General features: G+C 42.3%; 19 protein-coding genes. 13 read left to right on the top strand and 6 right to left on the bottom strand.

Annotation, left to right across the window (positions count from 1 at the left end):
• Positions 1-145 precede the first annotated feature (145 nt).
• Entirely contained in the window at positions 146-718 is a 573-nt protein-coding gene (locus ACFOHL_RS00665; RefSeq protein WP_376918270.1) for an RNA polymerase sigma factor, read from the bottom strand.
• Entirely contained in the window at positions 711-4,034 is a 3,324-nt protein-coding gene (locus tag ACFOHL_RS00660; RefSeq protein WP_376918269.1) for a CHAT domain-containing protein, read from the bottom strand. The genes ACFOHL_RS00665 and ACFOHL_RS00660 overlap by 8 nt, the downstream gene beginning before the upstream one ends.
• A 296-nt stretch (positions 4,035-4,330) precedes the next feature.
• On the opposite strand from ACFOHL_RS00660, the gene lptA reads away from it, so the two are divergent.
• Entirely contained in the window at positions 4,331-4,888 is a 558-nt protein-coding gene (gene lptA / locus ACFOHL_RS00655; RefSeq protein WP_376918268.1) for a lipopolysaccharide transport periplasmic protein LptA, read from the top strand.
• 7 nt (positions 4,889-4,895) lie between these two features.
• On the opposite strand, the gene ACFOHL_RS00650 is transcribed toward lptA, so the two are convergent.
• On the bottom strand, positions 4,896-5,660 hold the full coding sequence (locus ACFOHL_RS00650; protein WP_376918267.1) for a YciK family oxidoreductase: 765 nt from the start codon (positions 5,658-5,660) through the stop codon (positions 4,896-4,898).
• A gap of 281 nt (positions 5,661-5,941) precedes the next feature.
• Here ACFOHL_RS00650 and ACFOHL_RS00645 point away from each other — a divergent pair, with 281 nt between their 5' ends.
• Both ACFOHL_RS00645 and sohB read left to right on the top strand, forming a co-directional pair.
• Positions 5,942-8,551 (top strand): VolA/Pla-1 family phospholipase, encoded by a 2,610-nt coding sequence (locus tag ACFOHL_RS00645; RefSeq protein WP_376918266.1) that lies wholly within the window; start codon positions 5,942-5,944, stop codon positions 8,549-8,551.
• 176 nt (positions 8,552-8,727) lie between these two features.
• Positions 8,728-9,738, top strand: coding sequence for a protease SohB (gene sohB / locus ACFOHL_RS00640; protein WP_376918265.1), 1,011 nt, complete (start codon positions 8,728-8,730; stop codon positions 9,736-9,738).
• An 85-nt stretch (positions 9,739-9,823) separates the two neighbouring features.
• Here the strand turns inward: sohB and ACFOHL_RS00635 are convergent, their stop codons facing one another.
• Positions 9,824-10,168 (bottom strand): hypothetical protein, encoded by a 345-nt coding sequence (locus ACFOHL_RS00635; protein WP_376918264.1) that lies wholly within the window; start codon positions 10,166-10,168, stop codon positions 9,824-9,826.
• A 185-nt stretch (positions 10,169-10,353) separates the two neighbouring features.
• Here ACFOHL_RS00635 and ACFOHL_RS00630 point away from each other — a divergent pair, with 185 nt between their 5' ends.
• The 3 genes from ACFOHL_RS00630 (at position 10,354) to ACFOHL_RS00620 (ending at position 13,071) form a co-directional block, all read left to right on the top strand.
• Positions 10,354-11,121, top strand: a complete 768-nt coding sequence (locus ACFOHL_RS00630) for a Nif3-like dinuclear metal center hexameric protein (protein WP_376918263.1) — start codon at positions 10,354-10,356, stop codon at positions 11,119-11,121.
• A 16-nt stretch (positions 11,122-11,137) separates the two neighbouring features.
• On the top strand, positions 11,138-11,893 hold the full coding sequence (locus ACFOHL_RS00625) for a methyltransferase (protein ID WP_376918262.1): 756 nt from the start codon (positions 11,138-11,140) through the stop codon (positions 11,891-11,893).
• 221 nt (positions 11,894-12,114) lie between these two features.
• Entirely contained in the window at positions 12,115-13,071 is a 957-nt protein-coding gene (locus ACFOHL_RS00620) for a chemotaxis protein CheV (RefSeq protein ID WP_376918261.1), read from the top strand.
• A 25-nt stretch (positions 13,072-13,096) separates the two neighbouring features.
• Here the strand turns inward: ACFOHL_RS00620 and ACFOHL_RS00615 are convergent, their stop codons facing one another.
• Both ACFOHL_RS00615 and ACFOHL_RS00610 read right to left on the bottom strand, forming a co-directional pair.
• Positions 13,097-13,435 (bottom strand): P-II family nitrogen regulator, encoded by a 339-nt coding sequence (locus tag ACFOHL_RS00615; RefSeq protein ID WP_376918260.1) that lies wholly within the window; start codon positions 13,433-13,435, stop codon positions 13,097-13,099.
• Positions 13,436-13,506: 71 nt separating this feature from the next.
• Positions 13,507-14,895: an aminotransferase-like domain-containing protein gene (locus ACFOHL_RS00610; protein WP_376918259.1), complete on the bottom strand. Its 1,389-nt coding sequence runs from the start codon at positions 14,893-14,895 to the stop codon at positions 13,507-13,509.
• 108 nt (positions 14,896-15,003) lie between these two features.
• Between ACFOHL_RS00610 and ACFOHL_RS00605 the strand changes: the two genes are divergently transcribed.
• From ACFOHL_RS00605 to ACFOHL_RS00575, 7 genes are all read left to right on the top strand, one after another.
• Positions 15,004-15,891, top strand: coding sequence for an EamA family transporter (locus ACFOHL_RS00605; protein WP_376918258.1), 888 nt, complete (start codon positions 15,004-15,006; stop codon positions 15,889-15,891).
• A gap of 102 nt (positions 15,892-15,993) precedes the next feature.
• Positions 15,994-16,896 carry a class A beta-lactamase, subclass A2 gene (gene bla / locus ACFOHL_RS00600; RefSeq protein WP_376918257.1) on the top strand — a complete coding sequence of 301 codons (903 nt, stop codon included), beginning with the start codon at positions 15,994-15,996 and terminating at the stop codon, positions 16,894-16,896.
• Positions 16,897-17,121: 225 nt separating this feature from the next.
• The gene (locus tag ACFOHL_RS00595; protein ID WP_376918256.1) at positions 17,122-17,484 is read left to right on the top strand and encodes a GntR family transcriptional regulator; all 363 of its coding nucleotides are present in this window, start codon (positions 17,122-17,124) and stop codon (positions 17,482-17,484) included.
• On the top strand, positions 17,481-18,341 hold the full coding sequence (locus tag ACFOHL_RS00590; protein ID WP_376918255.1) for an ABC transporter ATP-binding protein: 861 nt from the start codon (positions 17,481-17,483) through the stop codon (positions 18,339-18,341). Before ACFOHL_RS00595 ends, ACFOHL_RS00590 begins: the two co-directional genes overlap by 4 nt.
• Positions 18,338-19,255: a hypothetical protein gene (locus ACFOHL_RS00585; protein ID WP_376918254.1), complete on the top strand. Its 918-nt coding sequence runs from the start codon at positions 18,338-18,340 to the stop codon at positions 19,253-19,255. The genes ACFOHL_RS00590 and ACFOHL_RS00585 overlap by 4 nt, the downstream gene beginning before the upstream one ends.
• A gap of 81 nt (positions 19,256-19,336) precedes the next feature.
• A complete protein-coding gene (locus tag ACFOHL_RS00580) occupies positions 19,337-21,754 on the top strand; it encodes a PVC-type heme-binding CxxCH protein (protein ID WP_376918253.1) in 2,418 nt (805 codons plus the stop codon).
• Positions 21,755-21,763: 9 nt separating this feature from the next.
• Positions 21,764-22,321 (top strand): peptide deformylase, encoded by a 558-nt coding sequence (locus tag ACFOHL_RS00575; protein WP_376918252.1) that lies wholly within the window; start codon positions 21,764-21,766, stop codon positions 22,319-22,321.
• Positions 22,322-22,324: the final 3 nt, after the last annotated feature.

The following is a 22,324-nucleotide window of genomic DNA, read 5'->3' as shown; positions in this document are numbered from 1 at the left end:
TGTGTCTCCACTACAACAAATCCGTTTGTCGTATTTAATTTTTTGGTGTACGTGAACAAGAAAAACTCTCATCACTTGGTAATAATTTTTTGTATCATCACTGGTGCTGCATCTGTTAGATATAATCTTCCACGGTCAACACCATTTAATTAAACTGCGAATCCCACAGTTGCTTAAATCGTTGTTTGGCTCGGTACAACACTCGGTCAAAATGCACTTTGTCTAAATCAAGTTCGTGACAGATGACATGTTTCTCTTGTTCGTCGATAAAAAAACGAAATATAAGCTCGCGGTCTCTGGGAGTATTAAGCTCGCCAATCACGGATCTCACCATCAAAGCCAAGTTGTGGTTTTCTAGTACTTTTTCGGGCTGTTCAGTGGCTTCCATTGCACGAGTCTGTGTTTCATCTAAGCTGTCCGTTTTTTTTGCTTCGGGTCGGCGATAATGCATAATCAACTGATTCTTGCCAATTTGGACAATAAAGGCAGACAGCTTTTTGGGGTCTTTTAATTGGCCTTGTCTTACTTTTTCAATCACTAAGCGCCAAGTGTCTTGAGATACATCGGCGGCTAGGTGTTCGTCGCCACTTCGTTTGCGAAGCATAAACATCAGGCCACGCTGATATCGTTTGACCATTTCTTTTTCGGCCTTAGCATCTCCAGCAATGATCCGCTCCACGATTGATTGTGCAAACTCACTCTCGCTCATATTATCCATTCAGCAAGCTCCCATTACCTTGCAAAACAAAGCCCGCCCAATAATATGGGTCTTTCCAAGGTCGCATACCGTTTTTACGCCTATAATGCTTAATATAGAGCTTAGCCTGTTGGAGAGCATCGATGGGCGGTAGCTGCTCATCAATCAATAGTTTGTAAAACTTTGCCATCAATTTCGCCGTTGCGTCATCTTTTACTTCCCATAAGCTACCAATGACATTTTGTGCGCCAGCCTCAAAGAATGCACGGCTTAGTCCCATAAAACCTTCACCGTCTACAAGACTGCCCAGTGTCGTTTCACAACCACTCAATACTGCCAACGTGGGTGATATATTCAAGCCAGCAATTTCTGGCGCCATGAATAAATTATCAACATTGTTATAATTTGATAATACCAGACCACTTATCGCAGGTAATTGACTATTGGATACGCCATGGGTCGCAAAATGAACAATATCAAACGCTTCCGTTAAGCTGGTGATGACATGATCCTTGCTGGCGCGTTCACGAGACAATTGTGTAGTGTTCAAGCTTTTTATTTCTAAGATATCCTCGGCCTCTAGTGCAGTGTATGGGAGTTCCTCTAAATCAAAGCCCAGCTTTGCATGTATCTCTGTGTTGCTCTCTTTTGTCTGCATGGCAGGATCTGCCACCAGTAACATACTTAGTTCTTCCTTATTGAATGCATCGCTGATATTCGATTGCGACATCATTTGCAAAGAAGGTGAATAAGCAATGGAAAAACGCTCGAGTAAGGACTGATTTGTTTTGGGCAGGTAAAGTGCAGAAAAAGGTAACAAATTCAAGGTGCCGTTTGGCACGATTACTAATTTTTTAAGCCCATTCAATTCGGCGGTATTAAGTTGGGATAGCAACATTTCACTAATCTCGCCTAGCATGGTTTTCTGTTCAGTTTCACTGTGTATTTGTTGAGCGAGACTAGAATGATAGCGTTTTATACTGCTAGAAATGACAGACGACGAGGGTAGGGTATAGTGCTTGATGTCTTGATTTTTAATTAGCCATAAATGACTGCTCAATTGGCCGGTATCAAAATACAAGATGGCATCGTTTTTTGAGAGTGATGTTTGGATATGAGTCAAACTATCCAGGGTAAAAGGAGCATGGGATGCCTTTTCTGACATTGGGGCATCGCTCAGCTCATAACGCTTCGCATCTAATTTATATAGCTTAGCCGTGATTTTTCTAATGTCGCTCGCTATCCCCGCGCGTTCTTTTGGCGTGTCTTTTGAACGCAGTAAGACCGCGTTATTGTGCAATTGATTAAGTAATGCAATTTGCTCAGTGCTTGTCTCGTTTGACAATGAGTGTGTTGATCCCAGTGAAGCTAGTTTATCCGACAGGGTAATGGCTCTGAACGCTTGAGATTGCAATAAGGCAGGGGTATTGTCTGCACTAGGTGAGAGCAGTGATGTAAGATGAATATACAAATCTACAGATTGTTGCGTGATAGCTAAAAAGCTGCGCTTTTGGTCGGGTCGTTGTATGGTAATGCCGATGGTGTTTAAGCTTTCTAATGTGTGTTCAATGACTTGTTTCGCGGCTGAGTGCTGATTGCGTTTTGCAAGTGCTTCGGCATACAGATAGCTTACGCCTAATGTAGCAGTACTATTGCCTGCTATACTGAGCTTGTTCAGTGCAAGTTCAAAGCTGTTTTGTGCAGCTTCAACATCGTTGTTCATCACTTGAATTGCAGCTAATTGCCCGATTGCTTGGCCTAGTTCACTTGCATCATCAACAGAAGACAAATACTCCAGAGATTTTTCTTGCAGCCTATTGGCTTCTTGGTACTTTCCTTCGTGTAATAAGACACGGGCTAATTTTGAATAGCCCGTGCCAATCTCGTAAGGACCACCAGATGTCTTATCAAAGGCCAGTACACGTTCAATGTATGTTTTCGCAAGGCTAAGGTTCCCTTGCTGTAAATAAATATCCCCTAAAAAATAATCAATGTTGTTTACGTCAACCTTTGCATGATTGTTTTGATACGCCTTTTTAGCTTGAAATAGGCTGTCGACGGCTAAATCGAATTGACCGCTATACATCAATATTCTTGCTTTTTCTTGTTTTGCCCAGCCATCAAACATCTCTAGCGGGTATTTAAAACTGTGTTTCAGGGCTTTTTCTATAAAGTAATTCGCTTTCTCAAAGTCACCTAGGTTTCTGTGCACTTTTGCTAGCTTAATATTTATGTCAATTTTAAATTTACTCGTGCCGTGGGGAGAGAGAGCTTCAGCTTGTCTTAAGAAGTTTAGCGCTTGAATAGGATTCCCTTTTCTGTACTCCAGCCAGCCTAAATAAGTGAGTCCAATGACTCCCCTTCGCATATCTGACAATTCAATGAACTCGTTGGTAGCCTCTTCAAGTAGTTGCTTTGCGATTATAAATTGACCCTCTGCTTCGTATGTTTGCGCTAGACGGTATTTCACATTTGTGTGCATGAGTAAATCTGATTTTAGAAACTTCTCATTCGTTAAACTTTTTAAGGCAGCCTTAGCTCGTTCAATATGGCTTTTGCTAAAAGTATCTAGATGCGCACCCAATGATATGGCTCTGATACGTATCTTGTAGTCTGTGTTGGTTCCTGATGTGAGTCCGTCAAGTTGTTTCATAGTCTCAGAGTAATCACCCATCAAGTAATTAATACAAGCTACTCGGAAAAGACTCAATTCAGCTAATTTTGTATCATCGTGGTTAGATGACTTGTCAAAGGCTGCTTGATATATAGCGCGAATTGCTACTAGCTGCTCGTTTAGCATGGTATTGTCTGAAGACATAACATTCCAAAGCTCCCCAGCTTCACTATGAAGCTTGTAAGACTCAAATCTGGCAGTCTCATTATTGCCAATGCTTATTGAGGAGAGCGAAAAAGTGCCATTTTCATCGATTGCTTCAAAGGGAGATATTTCTAAGATACATTGCGTGCACATTTCCTTAGACAAATACACAATTTCAGGCAGCCAATAGTCTGCTGGTGTACTTATTTCTTTTAAAAGTTGGTTTTCACTATATCCCGTATCAAAAATACGGACACGCAGGTCGGCGTTGATTTGTTCGACCGCCAATACCGCTTGCTCTTTTGATGACAAGTCAATTGAAATCAAGTGTACTTTAGACAAGCTTCCGGTAACTTGCGCTTTTTCGTCGTTTAAGGATAGGTGACTTTTGACAATTGCTGGTATTGGCGCAATGCTGGCGTAAGTGGTGAAGTGGTACAGTCCAGTGCACACCAGCATTGTAAAAATGAATTTACACCTAAGCACTGTACGTAAAATACGTACCCGATAGTTAAGCATTTTTGTTCCTGCGAGTTATGTATTTTTGCTGAAAATCAGTAATATTCAGATTTTCAGGCTCTGCGTTTCGAAACGAGCGCTTTTTTCACTACACTAAACAGTAATTTAACTTATGTAAATATTTGTATCGATTAAAAATAAATCGCATTGTGATTATTGGATGAACAAGGAAATATAAGTGAGCGTAGGGAAGTGTTTCTTTAATCACTAAATAGAATTGTTTTGAAAGGCAGCAGGGATTACTATTAGCGTTTTAACTCCTGAGTATCTGGGTTCCGGTGCAAAAAGTAGAATACATGATTAAGTTAGTCAATAAACTTCACCATGCGGTGATGGCTACACTGCTTTCCACAATTGTCTGTGCTGGGCATGCTCAAGCTTCTGAGTCTACGTGGCAGAACGTCGCTTCAACAGCCAATATGCTGACCGACTTCCAAGAAGATATTAATATTGATTCGCGAAATCACGAGCAGGATGGCATTCTCAAAGAGGCCGTTTATGTGGATAATGTCGTCGTCAAACAAGGCAGTTTGTTGATTAATGCAGATAGATTAGCCTTTGACGCACACAACGGAAAGCGCAACGGCAAAATTATTATTACTGGCAGCCCTGCAAGGTATCAACAGCGTCTAGAAAACGGTTCATTAGTTAAAGCGCAGGCGTCAACGATTATTTATCAGGCGCAACATCGAATTATTAGTTTGAGTGGCGACGCGAAAATACGCCAGCACAACTCACTTGTCTCCGCAGATGAGATCATTTACGAAATGCAAAATGAATTGATTCGTGCTTCAAGCTATCAAGACAGCAACAATTTGGTTGAAACGGTAGTCGGGGCTGACGATTTAAAGTAAACAGCCTCTAGTTGCCTGCTTGGCAATGTAATAATTGACCGTTGATACCCCGAGAAACATCATCCATTAAATAAACATAAGTCGGCATGATTTGGCTTGGTGTTTTCAATTCACTGGGGTCTTCTGCAGGAAAAGCCTTAGCTCGCATATTGGTGCGTGTTGCGCCTGGATTAATACTGTTAAAACGAATATGGCTGTTTTTATATTCATCCGCCAATGTTTGCATCATGCCTTCAGTCGCAAATTTTGACACAGAATATGTGCTCCAAAATGCGCGTCCTTTTGAACCGACAGAAGAGGAGGTAAACACAACAGATGCGGCGGGCGACATTTTTAGTATCGGAAGCATGGCTTTAACGATCAAAAACTGACTCTTTACGTTTACCTGTATCACTTCATCAAATTCGGATTCTTTAATTTGTCCAAACGGACATAAATTACCGAGAATACTGGCGTTAAATAGAATGCCGTCGAGTCTTCCGTATTCACTTGCAATAGTATCGGCGAGCCCTTCGTAATGGCTGAGTGTTGCGCCTGATAAGTCCAAAGGTACAATACTTGGTTGCTTGCCACCTAATTCAAGGATGTTATCGTAAACGTGTTCCAGCTTTTCCGTAGTTTTTCCGAGTAATATTACGCGAGCGCCACATTTAGCATATTTAATCGCCGCCTCTTTGCCAATACCGTCACCGGCTCCAGTAACTAATATGACTTTGTTTTCAAGACTTTTTTCGTGGCTTTCAAAGGAAAAGTGAGGGTGATTGGCTGTCATACAATTAGCTTATTGCCGAAATAATGCGAGAGTATACTAAAGCGTATGCTTCTGTGCAGAAAAATTTTTAAGGCTTACCGGTCTATACTGTACGAGCTTTGAACAATTACAAATTATTTACAAACACTTTGCAAAATGAGGCCAAAGCCAATAATATATGCCTCACACAACTGGTCATACTTGTTACTTGGGCTCAATGGTTTTCGTTCGTAATGTGTTTGTACGAACGTACCGTTCAAGATAAAACGAGAAAATAATATCTGTATTGGTAGGGAGATAGAATGAAAAGACTGTTACTAAGCACAAGCATTATAGCCGCTGTAGGTTTGGCAGGCTGTGGTGGCGAAACTATTGAAGACATCAGAAATGATACACCAGTAGTCAGCCCGTCTGCACGCATCATATTCGATCCCGCAAACAGTGAATTAAACGTACCGAATGACTTACTCTTGTTACCTGGTGATGACGGCTTTTTTGACTTTACCTTGAACATCCCTGTTGATGATCCCAATAACTTTGGCGACCCTCAAAACGCGATGAATATCTTAGATGGCTGGTCGACCAATGCCCCCTTTCCGATTAACGTGGATGTACCCGCAGGCTTATCGCTGGATGAGAGTACAATAGCGGCAAGTATTAGAATTTTCGAAGCGACTTTAGGATTGGACAGAAACGATCCCGATTGTGCTGCAGTGACGCTTCCTTCTGCTGGTTGTAAAATTGGTGATGAACTGGTGTTTGGGCAAGATTTTGTTGCCACTTTAGGTGATCGCGATACCATTAATGTTGTACCTTTGCGACCTCTACGCGGAGGCCAAGGGCATATGTTGGTGGTGACTAATGCCTTAAAAGATACGGCTGGAAACGCGGTATTAGGATCGACAACTTGGGATTTGGTAAAGCAAGATATCGCCACCAACCCCTTGTCATCTGACGACCAGTTGTTGCTTCAACAACTGATTAACGCTCACGTAAACTCCCTATCACAAGTAGGATTGCAGCGCGAAGAAATAAGTTATGCCGCTGCATTTACAACGCAATCGACCACTAATATTCTTGCGACGATTAAACAACTTCACATTGCCCCTTTTGCTGCGACGCAAAACCCAGCATTGTTGCCTCAAATTTCAGTGGATACAGTTGGTAAACCTGCTACTGAAACACTGGGTCTTGTGCAACAAGTGGCAATTGATGCTGCGGTTGATAGTGCTATTGTGTCTACCCCTGCTTTAGCACCTCTTGTACCAGTCATCCAACTTACTGATTTTTCTTCGTTGACGACTTGCAACGGCTTATTGGCCTCAGCGGCAGGACAATTTACGCTTTCGACTGGACAATCCTTCAGCGTTGCCGCCGACGCAGGCTTAAATGAATTGGCGCAAACTATTAGTACTGCGGTTTTGGGGCAGGGAGCGGGAGCACTTTGCGCGGCGACCATATTAAGTGGTGATATTTCGTTACCGTACTATCTGTCTACACCGACCGTAGACAACCCTTTGGCACCTTTAAACGAGTTTTGGGAAGCTGCCTGTGACTCCGGTGTGGTCTTGCAAGCGGCTGCTGGTGCCCTCGTTGCGGCTAGCCCAGGCCCAAATGACCAAATGTGCCAATCGCTTGGCTTACGTGACCTACGCATCAATGGTGAAAAAGTTGATCGAGACCGGAATATCACCAAGTTCAATCCTGTGCCGATGATGAAAGGCACTCAACAAGGATTAGAAAGTATAGATGTGCAACTCACTGTGCCGAATCCAGCTGTTGCCAGTGCACTAGGTTTTGCCATTGAAAAACCGCAAGCAGGTTGGCCTGTCGCAATACTTGTGCATGGTATCACGTCTCGAAAAGAAGATATGTTGTCGATTTCAGGTGCATTATCTCTAGCGGGTATCGCTACCGTCGCTATCGATTTGCCCTTACATGGTGCGCGAGGTTTTGACATTAATCCACTGCAACCTGGTATTGAAATTACGGCAACGCGTGTTGATGGTGGCAACCCCACTGTATTTTTGAATGTCCCAAGCTTACCCACGGCTAGAGATAACGCACGTCAGGCTGTGTCGGATTTACTCGGTCTGCGTTTAGGCTTAAATGCAGTGGTAAATCAAACTGACACTGATTTAGTTGATCTTAATACTGATAGTGTCACGCTCATGGGGGTATCTTTGGGCGCGATAACAGGCGGAAATTTTGTTTCTATCGCTAACCAACCTTTGACTGGTGATTTAGCACCGCTAAGTGATATGTTTGCGGTTGACGCTGCATCCTTGGAGTCTCCAGGTGGCGGTCTAGCAACATTCCTGCTTGATTCACCTTCTTTTGGTCCGCTGATTATTGCCAATTTACTGCTTGGTGGCAGTGATGAGTTTGCTGCTTTTGTTAACGCACAATTTCCGGATGGTCCGACTGATTTGGAGCTACTGCAAGCAAAAGACAGTTTTATGGCTGCTTTAAATACTGAACAAATGGCGGCAGTCGATAACTTACTGAGTCAGTTTAAATTTGCCGCACAGACAGTTGTCGATTCCGGTGACTCGATCAACTATTTTGCTTCTTTAGGTCAAACTACACCGGTACACATGATGTCGGTTGTTGGCGATGGCGCGGAAAATCTCCCTGACCAAGTTATCCCTGTTACGGTGACCTCAGGCTTACCCACAGCAGGGCAGTTGCCGCTCGCAGCGTTGATGAACTTGCAAACTATTTCAACTACAACGCCATTCGCTGAACCCACGGGTGGAATTGTTAAGTTTACTTCAGGTGCCCATGCCAGTAGCATTAATCCAGTATCTGATCCCGCAGTGACACTAGAAATGCAAACGCAAGTGGCGGCTTATCTGGCATCAGGGGGGCGTTTGATCCAAGTGTCAAACGAAGCCATTGTCCAAAATTAGTCTTGAGTAGTCTTTAGTTGCCTCATCCCCTGTCGTTCGCACAGGGGATCGTATATCATGTCCCCAACAGACCTTTAGGTCTTAAGTTTTGGTTTATCAAACTTCATTCAAAGGCATTGCTCCATCGACACTAAAACGGAGCTTTGCTCAATAAAAGCAAAATCGGAGTAACTTTTTTGGAATTTTTATTTGAGTATGGCTTATTTTTAGCCAAAGCACTGACACTTGTCATCGCAATTATTACGGTTGTCGCTGTGGTTATTGGTCTTGCTAGTAAGCAAAAACAAGGGGCAGGCAATCTGGTTTTTGAATCAATCTCAGAAGAGTTTGACAATATTAAGCAACATGCTGAGCAAATGCTTTTATCGAAAGAGGCACTTAAAAAGCTGCAAAAATCGAAGAAAAAAGAAAGCAAAAAGAAGGATGATGTGGAAAAACCGAATTTGTTTGTTGTTGACTTTGTTGGCTCACCGATGGCTAAAGAAGTCGACAGTTTGCGAAGAGAGATAACGGCTATTTTATGCGTTGCTAAAGAAGAAGATGAAATCTTGGTCAACGTAGAAAGTGGCGGAGGTGTTGTGCATGGCTATGGTCTAGCTGCTTCGCAGTTACAAAGGGTGAAAGATGCAAACATTAAGCTTACCGTCAGTATTGATAAGGTTGCGGCTAGCGGCGGGTATATGATGGCTTGTGTTGCCGATAAAGTCATTGCGGCACCCTTTGCCATCGTCGGTTCAATAGGGGTGATAGCACAACTGCCTAACTTTAATAAATTATTAAAGAAAAATGATATTGACTTTGAAATGCATACAGCAGGTCAATTTAAACGAACCTTGACCATGTTGGGTGAAAATAACGACGAGGGAAGGGCAAAGTTTAAGGAAGAAATTGAAGGCGTCCACGAGCTTTTTAAAGAGCACGTAAAAACAAATCGCGAAAGCTTGGATTTAGATAAAGTGGCAACTGGCGAATATTGGTATGGGCAGAAGGCCAAAGAGTTGGCACTTGTGGACGAATTGCAAACATCTGATGACTATTTGCTTAAGGCGCATGAACACTACAAACTGTTTAAACTGAAATATGAGTCGAAGAAAACTTTAGCACAGAAGCTGGGTTTGGCAGCAAATGTTGTTGTTGATAACCTTAGCGATAAAGTATTCAGTTTAATGCGCTACAATAAGTTTTAAACGTCGCATGTTATTCGAGTCATATTCAGCCATTAAAAAAAGCAGCGAAAGCTGCTTTTTTTGTGGGTAATTATTATCTATCGATTTAACGCGGCGCCCGTGAACCGGGATTCTTAGCTAACACTTCCGCCGCATAAAAATCTTTTACACTAAAAGTGCTAACTGCTTTCTTCTCTTTCTTAGCTTTTTTTGTTTTAGTGTCATTATCAGGCTTTTCAGCTGGTTTTTCTTGTTTTTTGGGTGCATCGTCTTCAGCTTTTGAATCTGACAATTCATCTGCCATTTCGTTTAGCTGAGCCAAGCGTAGGTTTTTTCCGCCATCTACACTGTACCAGCCACCCTTGGCTTCAATTTCTGGTGCTTTACCCTTCGCTTTTGTATAGGCTGTAGTAAATTTTTCGATTACGCTATCTTTGTCTAATTTGCTCATAAATGAATATGCACCTTGTTTTTGTATAATTGTTGTTATTTTATTGTAATTTAAACATTATTTGAGCAAATGTCTAATTTCGTTAATTTAGATAAGCGAAGCAGCTTAGGTGACACATTTTTGGCAGTCAGTATAATTCATTGCTGATAAACAAAGATAAACAGCCTCTAATTAAGGAAACCAATTTGCGTCGACAAGAATTAAACAAGGTATTGGATGAGCTACTTTCAGCTTCTTCGATAAAAGACTATTGTCCAAATGGACTACAGGTAGAAGGCAGTCAAGAAATAAAACGAATAGTAAGCGGTGTCACCGCCAGCCAAGCATTGATTGATAGCGCAATTGAGCGAGAAGCCGATACTATTTTGGTTCACCATGGCTATTTTTGGAAAAACGAGGCGCAAGTGCTTGTTGGTATGAAGCACAAGCGTATCAAATCCCTTTTTCAAAATGATATTAACCTGTTTGCCTATCATCTTCCCATTGATGTTCATCCTACGCTAGGGAATAACGCGCAGATAGGCAAACGCCTAGGATTGGAAAACATTGTGGCTTTGCCTGATATCACCCCGCAAGGGATTGTCATGAGTGGCAGACTTCCGCAGCCCATATCTCATCAACAACTGACAAGCATATTGTCTTCGGTCTTTGCTCGACAAGTGGTCTCTGTTGGGGATAAACAAAATATTTCGCAGTTGGCATGGTGTAGTGGCGGAGGGCAGAATTACATTGACGCTGTGGTGGATATACAAGTTGAGGGTAAACCCATTGATGCGTTTATTTCTGGTGAGATCTCAGAGCAAACGACTCACTCAGCGCGAGAGCAGGGAATAGATTACTTTGCTGTTGGTCATCATGCGAGTGAGCGATATGGCGTAAAAGCTGTCGGGGAATGGTTAGCCCAGCATTTCGATGTAGAGGTACAATTTGTTGATATTGACAATCCGGCTTAAACAATAGGATGTCCTTGTGTCTAGTTTTGACGGAATAGCCAACAAATTCGATAAAAATATATACGGTACCAGCAAAGGTAGATTGCGACATGCACTCCTATGTCACTACTTGCAAGGCTTTGTCGATTCGGTTGACAGCATAAACGTTGTCGACTTGGGTGGCGGCACGGGGGTAATGAGTAAGGTGTTTGCTGCATCGGGGCACAGTGTTTTACTAACAGATATTTCAAAAGACGTATTAGCCATTGCCAAACACAGATTGTCAGACTACCAAAATGTCGACATTAAACAGCAAAGCATTTATGAGTCCATTTCTAATGGTTCACTTGATAACGCAGGATTAGTCCTGTGTCATGCTGTATTAGAGTGGTTGCCAGATCCTATGCGAGTTGTACGGGCTCTAATCGAGAGGGCACCGATAAATTGTCACTTGTCTTTTAGTTTTTTTAATCACGATGCCAATCTATTCGCGAATGCGCTGTATGGAAACTTCGATTACATAAACAAAGGCTTGAAAGTAAAAAATCAAGTAAGATTGAATCCTCAAAACCCTGTAAGACCAACAGAATTTCTGGATATTTTGCGGGCGTTCTCAAATGTAGAGATCGTGCATGATGCTGGTTTGCGCTGTTTCCATGATTACATGTTTGATAGAGAAAAAGTTGAAGAGCGGTATCAAGATATTTTGAGCATGGAAAAGAAATTCGGCGCCTCTCATCCCTACAAATACCTTGGAAAGTACTATCATTGCCTAATCAAAAAGTGCGCTTAGTCCACTTACAGACCCTAATTATAAAAGAAAACTAAGCATTTCCTGCCAAGCTGCCGATATCTATAGTCAATATTAAATGTGGCTGTTTGACTTTGTTGTTCCAGTTAGGGAACGGTAGTTCGCCGACAGCTTTGTTCCGCAACAGAATCTGCGGCTGCGTCAAACATGCTGACATCGCAAGCGGCGATGAGTAATAAAAGCAAAGAATAAAGAGAGACTGTATGTCCAATATCATGGCGTCTGTAGACCAACGTACACAGCTTGTTGGTGAAAATAGACTCGAATTATTGATGTTTAAATTGTCTTCCCGACACACATTCGCGCTGAATGTTTTTAAAGTGAGGGAGGTAATTACTGTTCCCAAAATTCATCAAATGCCGGGCTCGCACAATAATATCAAAGGCGTCATGAACTACCGAGGTGAGTCCATCCCACTTATCGACCTTAATTGGGCGATCAAAATGAAAGCACGAGAAGACTATAAACCCGAAAATGTCATCATTACCGAATATAATCGCAGCGTGCAAGGCTTTCTAATCGGCCCGATTATGAGCATTGTTAATACTTCTTGGAGTGATATCCAACCCCCTCCAAGTGGCGTCGGTAAAAACCACTATTTAACTGCAATAACGCGGATCAAAACAGAAGATCGCGAGCAGTTGGTCGAGATCATTGATGTTGAAAAAGTACTCTCTGAAATTATTATGTACGATACAACGATCAATGAAGAAATTTTGGATAAAGACGTAAAAGAACACCTAAATGGCAAAAAGGTACTTGTGGTTGACGATTCTGCCACTGCGCGTTGGCAAGTGAGAGACACCTTAACTCAATTGGGCATTGAAATTATTGAACAACAAAATGGACTACAAGCACTTAACTTACTGAAGTCTTGGGTTGCGGAAGGTAAAAATGTCAATGATGAAATATTAATGATGTTTACGGACGCAGAAATGCCAGAAATGGACGGGTATCGATTGACTGCCGAAGTCCGAGACGACCCTCATTTGTCTTCTCTCTTTATTGCTTTGAATACGTCGTTGAGTGGAAGATTTAATGAAGCAATGGTAGAAAAAGTAGGCTGCAATCGTTTTATTTCAAAATTTCAACCCGACATGTTGGTTGAAGTGGTGCAAGATAGAATGCGAGATGTGCTTAAGCTAAAGTCAAAAAACTAGAGCACATCAGAGCGTTAGCGCTGTTTTAAACAGCTTCGTCATCGACTTCCTGTGTTCTGATCCTCATGACGTGGTTGAGCTTGGTGACGAATATTTTTCCATCGCCAATAATTCCCGTAGACGCAGATGCCAATATCACTTCTATGCATCTATCGGCGTGTTCATCAGTAGTGGCAATTTCAAGCTTGATTTTTGGTAAAAATTCGACTTTGTATTCTGCGCCTCGGTAAGTTTCGGCATGTCCTTTTTGTCTTCCATAACCATTTACCTCCGTAGCTGTTAAGCCATAGAATCCGGCATCACTGAGTGCTTTACGGACTTCGTCTAATTTGTGAGGTTTTATGATGGCTTCGATTTTTTTCATATTGTTTATTAAAGTTATGCTGCATTCAATGTGTAACAATAATTACACATTAAATTAACAAATACTATAACTTACTTGAGCTGACTACGAAGTATCAATTCAGCAAGCTCGGTGAGCTGATTTTTTATTTTGTCGTCCAAAGGCCACCCACAATTGACGCGAATACAATCGTTGTACAAATCTAGCGTGGTGAAATTAGCACCTAAGCGCAGATCGATATTGGCAGCGGCGACCAAAACAGTAAAAGTTTTATGACAAAAATTGTTTAATTGGATCCATAACACCATTCCTCCTTCTGGCGCGCTGATTGCGGTATCACTTGGAAACAATTTGAGGATTAAGTTCCGATATTCTTGCACTTGCTGTCGTAGCGTCAGCCTAAGTATTTTTAGATGTTTGGTGTATTGACCGGTGTTAATAAAATCTGCAATGGCCGCCTGTGCATGGCTGTTTATACCAAGTCGCGCCGTGCTTGAAGCCCTGTTGTAGGCCTGAATAAATCGCCCCGGCAAACACCACCCAACGCGCAAGGCTGCTGACAATGTTTTAGAGATCGAATTACACCACATTATGTAGCCATTTTTATCCCAGTATTTAGCAGGTAGGGGGGGCACTTTAGCATGGCTTAACTCAAAGTATACGTCATCCTCAATCACCGGCGTTTTGTATTGATTTGCCAGCACTGCTAGGCGTTTTTTTTGCTCAATGCTCAAACTAATACCTTGTGGATTCATGTGTGACGTACTAAACAATCCTGCTTGCACCGAATGGCGTTTGAGGTGCCACTCAAACTGATCGAGGTCGATGCCCTCTGGTAAACAAGGAATTTCTATTACTTGCCTATTGAGCTCATAAAGTAAATCGATAATTCCGTTGAAGCAGGGCGAACTGATGGCGACTGCGTCACCGGCTTTAGTGGTGGTTTCTAGGCAAAATCGAATTGCATCAATACAGCCATTCGTGACAACCAGCTCGTCCGCTTGAAACGGAAATCCATATTGCAAAAATTGATGGCTCACGGCTTTCCTCAGATTCACAAGCCCTTTTGCCTCGGGGTAAAAATGGATGTCATTGCCCAATTGATTGGCTGCTCGTTTCATACTGCGTTTAAAGGCCTCGTAGGGAATATGGCAAGGCGCAAGCTGTGAAACACCCAAAGGGCCGGGTTTTGCATTTAATTCAAGTGGGTGATTGTCATTTGGCGCAATGGCTTTGCTCGAAAATTGCGGCATAGTGGGCAGTGTAGTTTCGACAAAAGGCATGGTAACGAAAAAGCCTGATTGTGGTTTGGCTAACAACCAACCACCTTCTTCCAGCAGATGAAACGCATTCTGCGCGGTAGTCAAACTGACCTTATTTAAGTTCGCCATTTTTCGCAGAGAAGGCATTCGGCTCCCCTTTGCTAATTTACCGTTTTGGATATCTTCAATTACTTGTTCTGCAATTTGTTTATAGCGCATAGATCCCCCTGTAAATGCAAATTGTATACTAAAAATAACAATAAAGTGTATCTGTATTTAAAAATGTTGCTCACATACTATAAGTGCCTTAACAATAGGAGGCAGATAATGACGATACGCGATTTCTTACTGGGTGTGGGTGTAATGATAATCTGGGGGTTTAACTTTTCAGCAATCAAACTGGGCGCTGATCAAACCAATCCTATTTTGCTCACTGCGATGCGATTTTCCTTTGCAATTCTTCCGGCTATATTTTTTATTGCTAAACCCAAGGTAAAGTGGCGCTATATCTTAGGCTACGGTTTTTGTTTTGGCGTGGGTGTGTGGGGCATGATGACGTGGTCAATTACAATTGGTGTGTCAGCGGGAATGGCTGGGCTGGTTTTACAATTAAATATTGTTGCCAGCTTGCTATTGGCTTGGTTATTGTTGAAAGAGCATATTTCATGGCAAAAATCGCTAGGCGCATTTTTTGCGGTTATTGGTTTAGTCATTAGCTTATTTCTGGAAGATGGCTCTGTTCCTTTGGAGGGCCTCGTATTCATCCTCATAGCCGCATTGAGCTGGGCGGTGATGAATTACATAGTAAAGCGATCGGGTACCACTGAAGTTTTCGCTTTTAGTGTTTGGGGGATGTTGTTTGCGCCTTTTGCCTTATCATGCTTGGCCTTTGGCTTTCACGGGAGTCAGGTATTTGTGGACTTGCCAGGTCAGCTCAATCAAGAAGTATGGTTTTCAATCCTATTTCAAGCGTACCCGACAACACTACTTGGCTATTGGATATGGAATCGTTTACTGCTCAAGTACCCAATGTCTACGGTTTCTCCCTTGACAATGTTAGTACCTATATTTGGCTTAATTGGCAGTGTTATATTTTATCAAGAGCAGATCAGTTATGAAAAATACGTCGCTGCAATGTTTATTTTATCAGGCGTGGTATTGAGTCAGTTAAGTGTTGATAAGCTGAGAAGTAAATATAGACTGTTGAGAGGATAGTTGTTTTTACTTGAACTTGTCGACAACCCCAGAGTCACAACAAAGTCTCCTCAGGTTGTCACAAGTGACAGACACGCCTATCCTCAAATACAAAGGAACAATATGATTAAAAAAACTGCTCTATCAGTTGTGATGTTACTTAGCATCAGCCTGCAGGCCGTAGCTAAAGATGTGACTAACCTAAAACAAAACATTGAAGATCTCCTCGCGACTAAAAACGCCACTGTAGGGGTCGAAATTGTCGGCCCCCATAGAAAAGATGTGGTAAGTATCAACAGTCATGCACGCTTTCCCATGCAAAGTGTTTTTAAATTCCACATTGCGCTGGTTGTGCTGTCCGAAGTGGACAAGGGCAAGCTTTCTCTGGAGCAGAACATCACCCTAGACAAAAGCCAACTTTTGCCGGGTTTGTGGAGCCCCATTCGAGAAAAATACCCCGAAGGCGTAACACTTCCTTTGGCAGAAATTGTTGAATACACGGTGGCTTTGAGTGATAACGCTGGGTGTGACGCGCTATTAAGATTACTCGGAGGGCCGTTGGTTGTCGAAAATTATTTTGCAGGTTTGGGATTCAAAGATTTTGAAGTGAAAATCAACGAAGAAACCATGCAAAGTGATTGGGATTCACAGTTTCTCAATTGGACAAGCCCCGCAGAGTCCAATCGCATCCTAATTAGGTTTTTTGAGAACAAAAACAACGAGCTTTCTCCACAAAGTCACAATTTTATCTGGGGTGTCATGAAGGGCACAAAAACCGGTAAAAATAGGCTAAGAGGCTACTTACCAGAAAAAACCGTTGTTGCACACAAGACAGGTTGGTCAGGTCGCAATAAAAAAACGGGCGTAACCGCAGCGGTGAATAACGTTGGAATTGTCTTTTTACCAAATGGTGAGCATTTTTTCATCAGCGTTTTTGTCACCGACTCAAGAGAAGATTTTAATACCAATGAGAGGATTATTGCTGATATTGCTAGAGCAGCGTGGGATTACTTTACCGCTGACTAGTGTTTTATCGCTCCTTGATGTATGACAACTACACGACAGTCGCGCTGCATTGTATAAATGAAGCACAAACCGCTGCAAAATTGTACACCAAAGGCCAGCAGACCCTAAAAAATAAACCTCGCCCATATTTTAAAACAATTCATTTCCTTTAAAATTTTACTTGCGTTTTAGTGTACTGGTGATGTAAAACACCAATTGCATCTTAAACGTCGGGAGTGCAATACTGTGAAACATTGGCAAACTGACTCGCCAATCTATATTCAATTATACCAAGAGGTCATCCAGCGGATAATTGATGGGCATATCTTGGAGGGCGAAGCTTTACCTTCTGTACGGCGCGTTTCAGCAGAATATGAACTCAACCCCATTACCATTTCGAAGGCATATCAAATGTTGCAAGACGAAAATATTGTAGAAAAAGTGCGTGGCAAGGGTTTATTTGTGCGCGCCGGAGCGCAGCTAGATATTTTAGAAAGGGAGCGAAGCAACTTCTTAACGCATGAGTGGCCAAGGGTACTAGAAAAAATCTCTCGCTTTCATTTGTCCTTGGATGACTTATTGCCAAAAGGCAGTGGAGGCAAACTATGAATCCACTCATTCAAGTCGAAGGTTTAACTAAATCTTACCAAAATAAAGCAGTCTTAAAAGGGCTGTCGCTGTCATTGGAAGCTGGGCAAATAATGGGCTTGGTTGGTCCAAATGGTGCAGGCAAAACAACCTGCCTTCAAGCCATACTTGGTTTACGTCCATATGAGGGTAGTATTGATGTGCTTGGGCACAACCCCAAAAAGAATCGCCATGCCATGCTTCGCGATCTTGCTTATGTTTCGGATGTGGCGGTATTGCCTAATTGGTTGAAAGTAAGTCAAGCGCTGAAGTATATGTGTGGTGTGCACCCCAACTTTGATCTCGAAAAGTCAAAGGCATTTTTAGCGAAAACAAAGATTCCTATGCAAGCTAAGATAAAAACGCTATCCAAAGGCATGGTTGCTCAATTGCACTTAGCGCTAATTATGGCTATCGATGCAAAAGTCCTTATTTTAGATGAACCTACACTGGGTCTTGATATTGTCTCTAGACGCCAGTTTTATAGCCATTTACTCGAAAACTTTTATTCTGAAGATAAAGCAATACTGATTACAACGCATCAGATTGAAGAAATTGAAAATATTTTGACGCATGTTTCATTTATCCACGATGGTCGAATTTTGCTTAGTGAAAGCACTGATTACATTCGTGAAAAATACAAACTGGTTCAAGTTGATAATCACTCTGTGGAACTCGCCAAGTCTCATCATCCTCTTTATTGTCAAAGTATGATGGGTATGCACTCAATGTTATTCGATGCAAACCTTAGCCCCAATCTGCCATCTCTGGGTAAAGTGAGTACACCAACACTGGTCGATATTTTTGTAGGCGTTATTGGACAGGAGTCAAATGCATGAATGTTTCATCTTTTATTATAGCGGTGCAACGCGAATTTTGGGAATTTAAGCGAATGGTTGTGTGGCAACCAATCATCATTGCTCTATTGGCTTTAAGCATGCTAGCGCTGGGTGCTGTGAGTCTCGATAGCTATCAGATAAAAAGATTAGAGGAGGTCTTGCTTATACAGAACAGTGCAGATTGGTCAAATTATAGCCTTATTGTATTTTCTGGCATTTTAATGTTGTTCTTACCCTTTGTGGTGACCATGATTTTCGCGCAGTTTAGTTATTTTACTCACTGTTTGTACGACGACAGAAAAGATTTGTCTGTAATGTTCTGGCGCTCTTTACCATTTTCAGATCTTAAGACCTTAGCAGTGAAGGTATTTATGGGCGCTTTATGTATTCCTTTGGTGTTTGTGACCGTATTTGCAGTTTTGGTGCTTTTGGTCTGGTTGATATCTGGTGTCCTTGCCGTGACCTTTTTAAACGATCAGGTTGAAGTGCTAAAGAGGATGCTTGAAGCTGGGGTGTTTAGTACGCTTGGTTTAATATACCTGCATATCGTGCCATTTTTTTTATGGCTTTTTCCTGTCTACACATGGCTACTCATGGCCTCTGCATACGCAAATAAGGCGCCGGCACTTTGGGCAATACTGCCTATTTTGACTGTGTTTTTGTTGGAATTTATGGCTGAAAGTTTGTTTGGCATTGATGTCGCTTATTTGTCTAATACACTGTCTGATTATTTTGGCTTAGTTACGTTTTATGATAAAAAGGGTATTATTTTTATACAAAATAGCCAAATCGTATTGGAGGCTTTTAGTTGGTTCGATGCCATAATGGCTAAAGTGAGTGTCTATTCGCTCATACTGGGTGGGGTATTTTGGTACATTGCATATTGGATACGCGCAAATAAAAGTATCCAGTAAGTAAGGTAGTATTGCGCAGTTGATAACGGCTGTGCATTAGGTCTAATGATGGGCGCACAATAGGTAAGGAAAACAAAGATATTGAACAAGACTATTGCTCCGAAAACTCTGGCGCTGAATATGCTTAAAGAGACAAGTATATTTCTTGTTTTGTTTTGCCTCGTTTTCCAAGCCAGCGTGTCGTACGCAAGCACCCCAACCAAAAACAAAGGTGACCGCCCGAGTCACGTGATGAAAGATATTGTGCCTAAAGATAAGATCCCCCCTGCACCCATTTTGAGTGTGGTGCAAGCGCTAGATGCTTTTGTTGTTCAAGAAGGGTTTGCGATAGAAAATGTTGTAGCCGAACCGAATGTGTTTAATCCCGTAGCAATGAGTTTTGATGGCAATGGGCGTATGTGGGTGGCAGAAATGACTCGTTATATGCCTGATACACAGGGCACGGGCGAACATGTGCCAGAAGGAAATATCGCTGTGTTAGAGGACGTCGACGGCGATGGTAAAGTTGATAAACGCACGGTGTTTCTAAGTGACATTGTTTTACCCAGAACGATAGCCTTGGTGAAAGGGGGCATATTTTACGCGGATCATACACAGCTGTTTTTCGCCGAAGTTATCGAAGAGAATGGTATAATTTCTGCGGGTATTCGCGAAGTCGCTGACCCAGACTATGCTAAAGGTGGTAACTTAGAACACAAGCCAAATACCATGCTGTATGGTATGGATAACTGGTATTACAATGCAAAAAGTGCCGATAAGTATCGCGTTGTACCACATAGTGGTGTTATTCCGAGCTCGTCGACCGAAATATACAGAAATCAATATTGGATTTTAGTAAAAGCGAAAAGCGATTGGCGAGGGCAGTGGGGCTTATCCATGGACGACTATGGTCGCCTCTACCACAATGGCAATAGCTCTCCGATTAGTGGGGAATACCTAATGCCGGGCGCGTTGCGGCACAACCCAGAATATTGGCCGAAAATGCCAGCCAAGTGGATCGGTAGCAATTTGATTTATTCAGTCAGAATGAATCCTGGCGTTAATCGTGGTTATATGGACGGTATCCTTATTCAAGAGCAAGGAGAGCACTGGGGAAAGTTGAGAGGTTTTACGGCCGCGAGTGGCAGTGTTGTTTATCGAGGTGACAACTTCCCTGAACAGTACTATGGGATGGCGATAACCCCAGAACCCGCTGGTAATTTGATTTCGGCGCGATATATTCAAGAAAATCAGGGGGAATTGAGTGGTATCGAGGTTTTTCCAAATAAAGAAATACTGGCTTCTAAGGATGAGCGTTTTCGGCCAGTAAACTTATATACAGCACCTGATGGCTCCCTCTATTTGTTGGATATGTATCACGGTATCCTTCAACACAAAGAATTTTTGACCACATATCTGAGCGAGCAAATTCACGCACGTGAACTTGATAAGCACAACAATACCATGGGACGTATTTATCGCTTGCGTTATTCCGAAAAAGCGCTGGCTAGTCAACCTCAGTTACACTCACTAAATAGCAAGCAGCTGGTGCCGTATCTGGCACATGAGAATGGTTGGTGGAGAGACACCGCAAGGCGACTAATTGTGCAGAGTAATGACGTCAGCGTTGTACCAGACATCAAAGCATTGCTTTCAAATACCCACGACCACCGAGCTAAAGTGAATGCCTTATGGAGCTTATATGGATTGCAGGCTGTCGATTTAAAAACGGCACTGAATGCGCTCAGTGACACTCACACTAAGGTGAAAGTTGCGGCGGTCGCGACGGCTGTGCTGTTGCCTAAAAATGTACACACCGCTTTTATTGAAGCCTTGCTAAAGGAAATGGCTGGTAATTTTGAGTTAAGCCTTAATGCCGCTGCTTATATGTACGCTTTTGATGCGCCAGAGAAATTTTTAGTGTCTTTTAATACGCTTGAAAGCTTTTCTGGTTTACCCTTAGTTGCAGAAGCTGTAGCCAGTGGTTTAGGAACAGAATCGGCAAGATTTTTGGCTGGGTATAGAGAGCGGATAAACAATTCAGTTTTTATGAATATAATGAATAACTTGGGTAAGCGGCCTGAAGAGCGAACTAACCGCGCGCAGCTCTCCAGTTTAGGGCAAGCTTTATATGACAAAGGCAAAGCTTTGTACAACGGAAAAGCAGCTTGTGCTGGTTGCCACGGTGTTAACGGTGATGGCGTGGACGGATTAGGACCAACATTTTGGTCAAGTGAATGGGTGATTGAAAGTAAGGAAAGATTGGGTAAAGTACTGTTACATGGATTGTCTGGACCGATTTGGGTGAATAAACGACTTATTAATACGCCGGCTGTTATGCCTGGTTTGAAAAACCACCCTGATATTGATAATGAAGAACTGGCGGCTATTGCTACTTACATAAGGAATAGTTGGGGGAATGCTGCTGACATCGACGGTCATGTATCAGCGGAAGAAATAAAAAAAGTACGTGAGCAAACAGCGAATATAGAGCAGCCGTACACACAAAAAGACTTTTGAGAGATAAAAATGAGAATAAGGCAATTGGGTGACCCCCTGTTAAGGCAAGTATCGGCACCTGTTTCTCGAGCTGAGATAAAGAGTGAGTACATTCAAAATATTATTAAGGCCATGAAGCAGACCTTAGATGGCATAAAAAGCATCTCGGATACTAATGGTAATGCTTTATCGGCACCACAAGCGGGTCACCTAGTTCGACTGATTTTATTGCGCATTGATGGGATGTTCGTACCGATGATTAACCCTGAAATCATAGACGTATCCGACGGTTTAAGTATAAACGAGGAAGAGTGTTTTAGCTTTTACGCCGTCAGGGCAAAAGTACAAAGACATCAAAGTATTCGTCTCGCGTACACCGATGAATTGGGGAATGACCAAACGCTTGAATTAGAGGGAGAGTACTCGGCATTAGCTCAACATGAGATAGATCATTTAAATGGTGTGTTGTTTTTAGATCACGTCGAATCAATGGAGAGTGTGCAGTCAATCGATTTTTTATTGCAAGATGATCAAGTTCGCTTACAGCAAGTAAAGTCGATGATGGAATATATGACAGAAATTGTCTAAAAC

The organism is Agaribacter flavus (genome assembly GCF_042646125.1).
Taxonomy (GTDB): Bacteria; Pseudomonadota; Gammaproteobacteria; order Enterobacterales; family Alteromonadaceae; genus Glaciecola; species Glaciecola flavus.
This window is presented reverse-complemented; position numbering and strand designations above follow the sequence as displayed.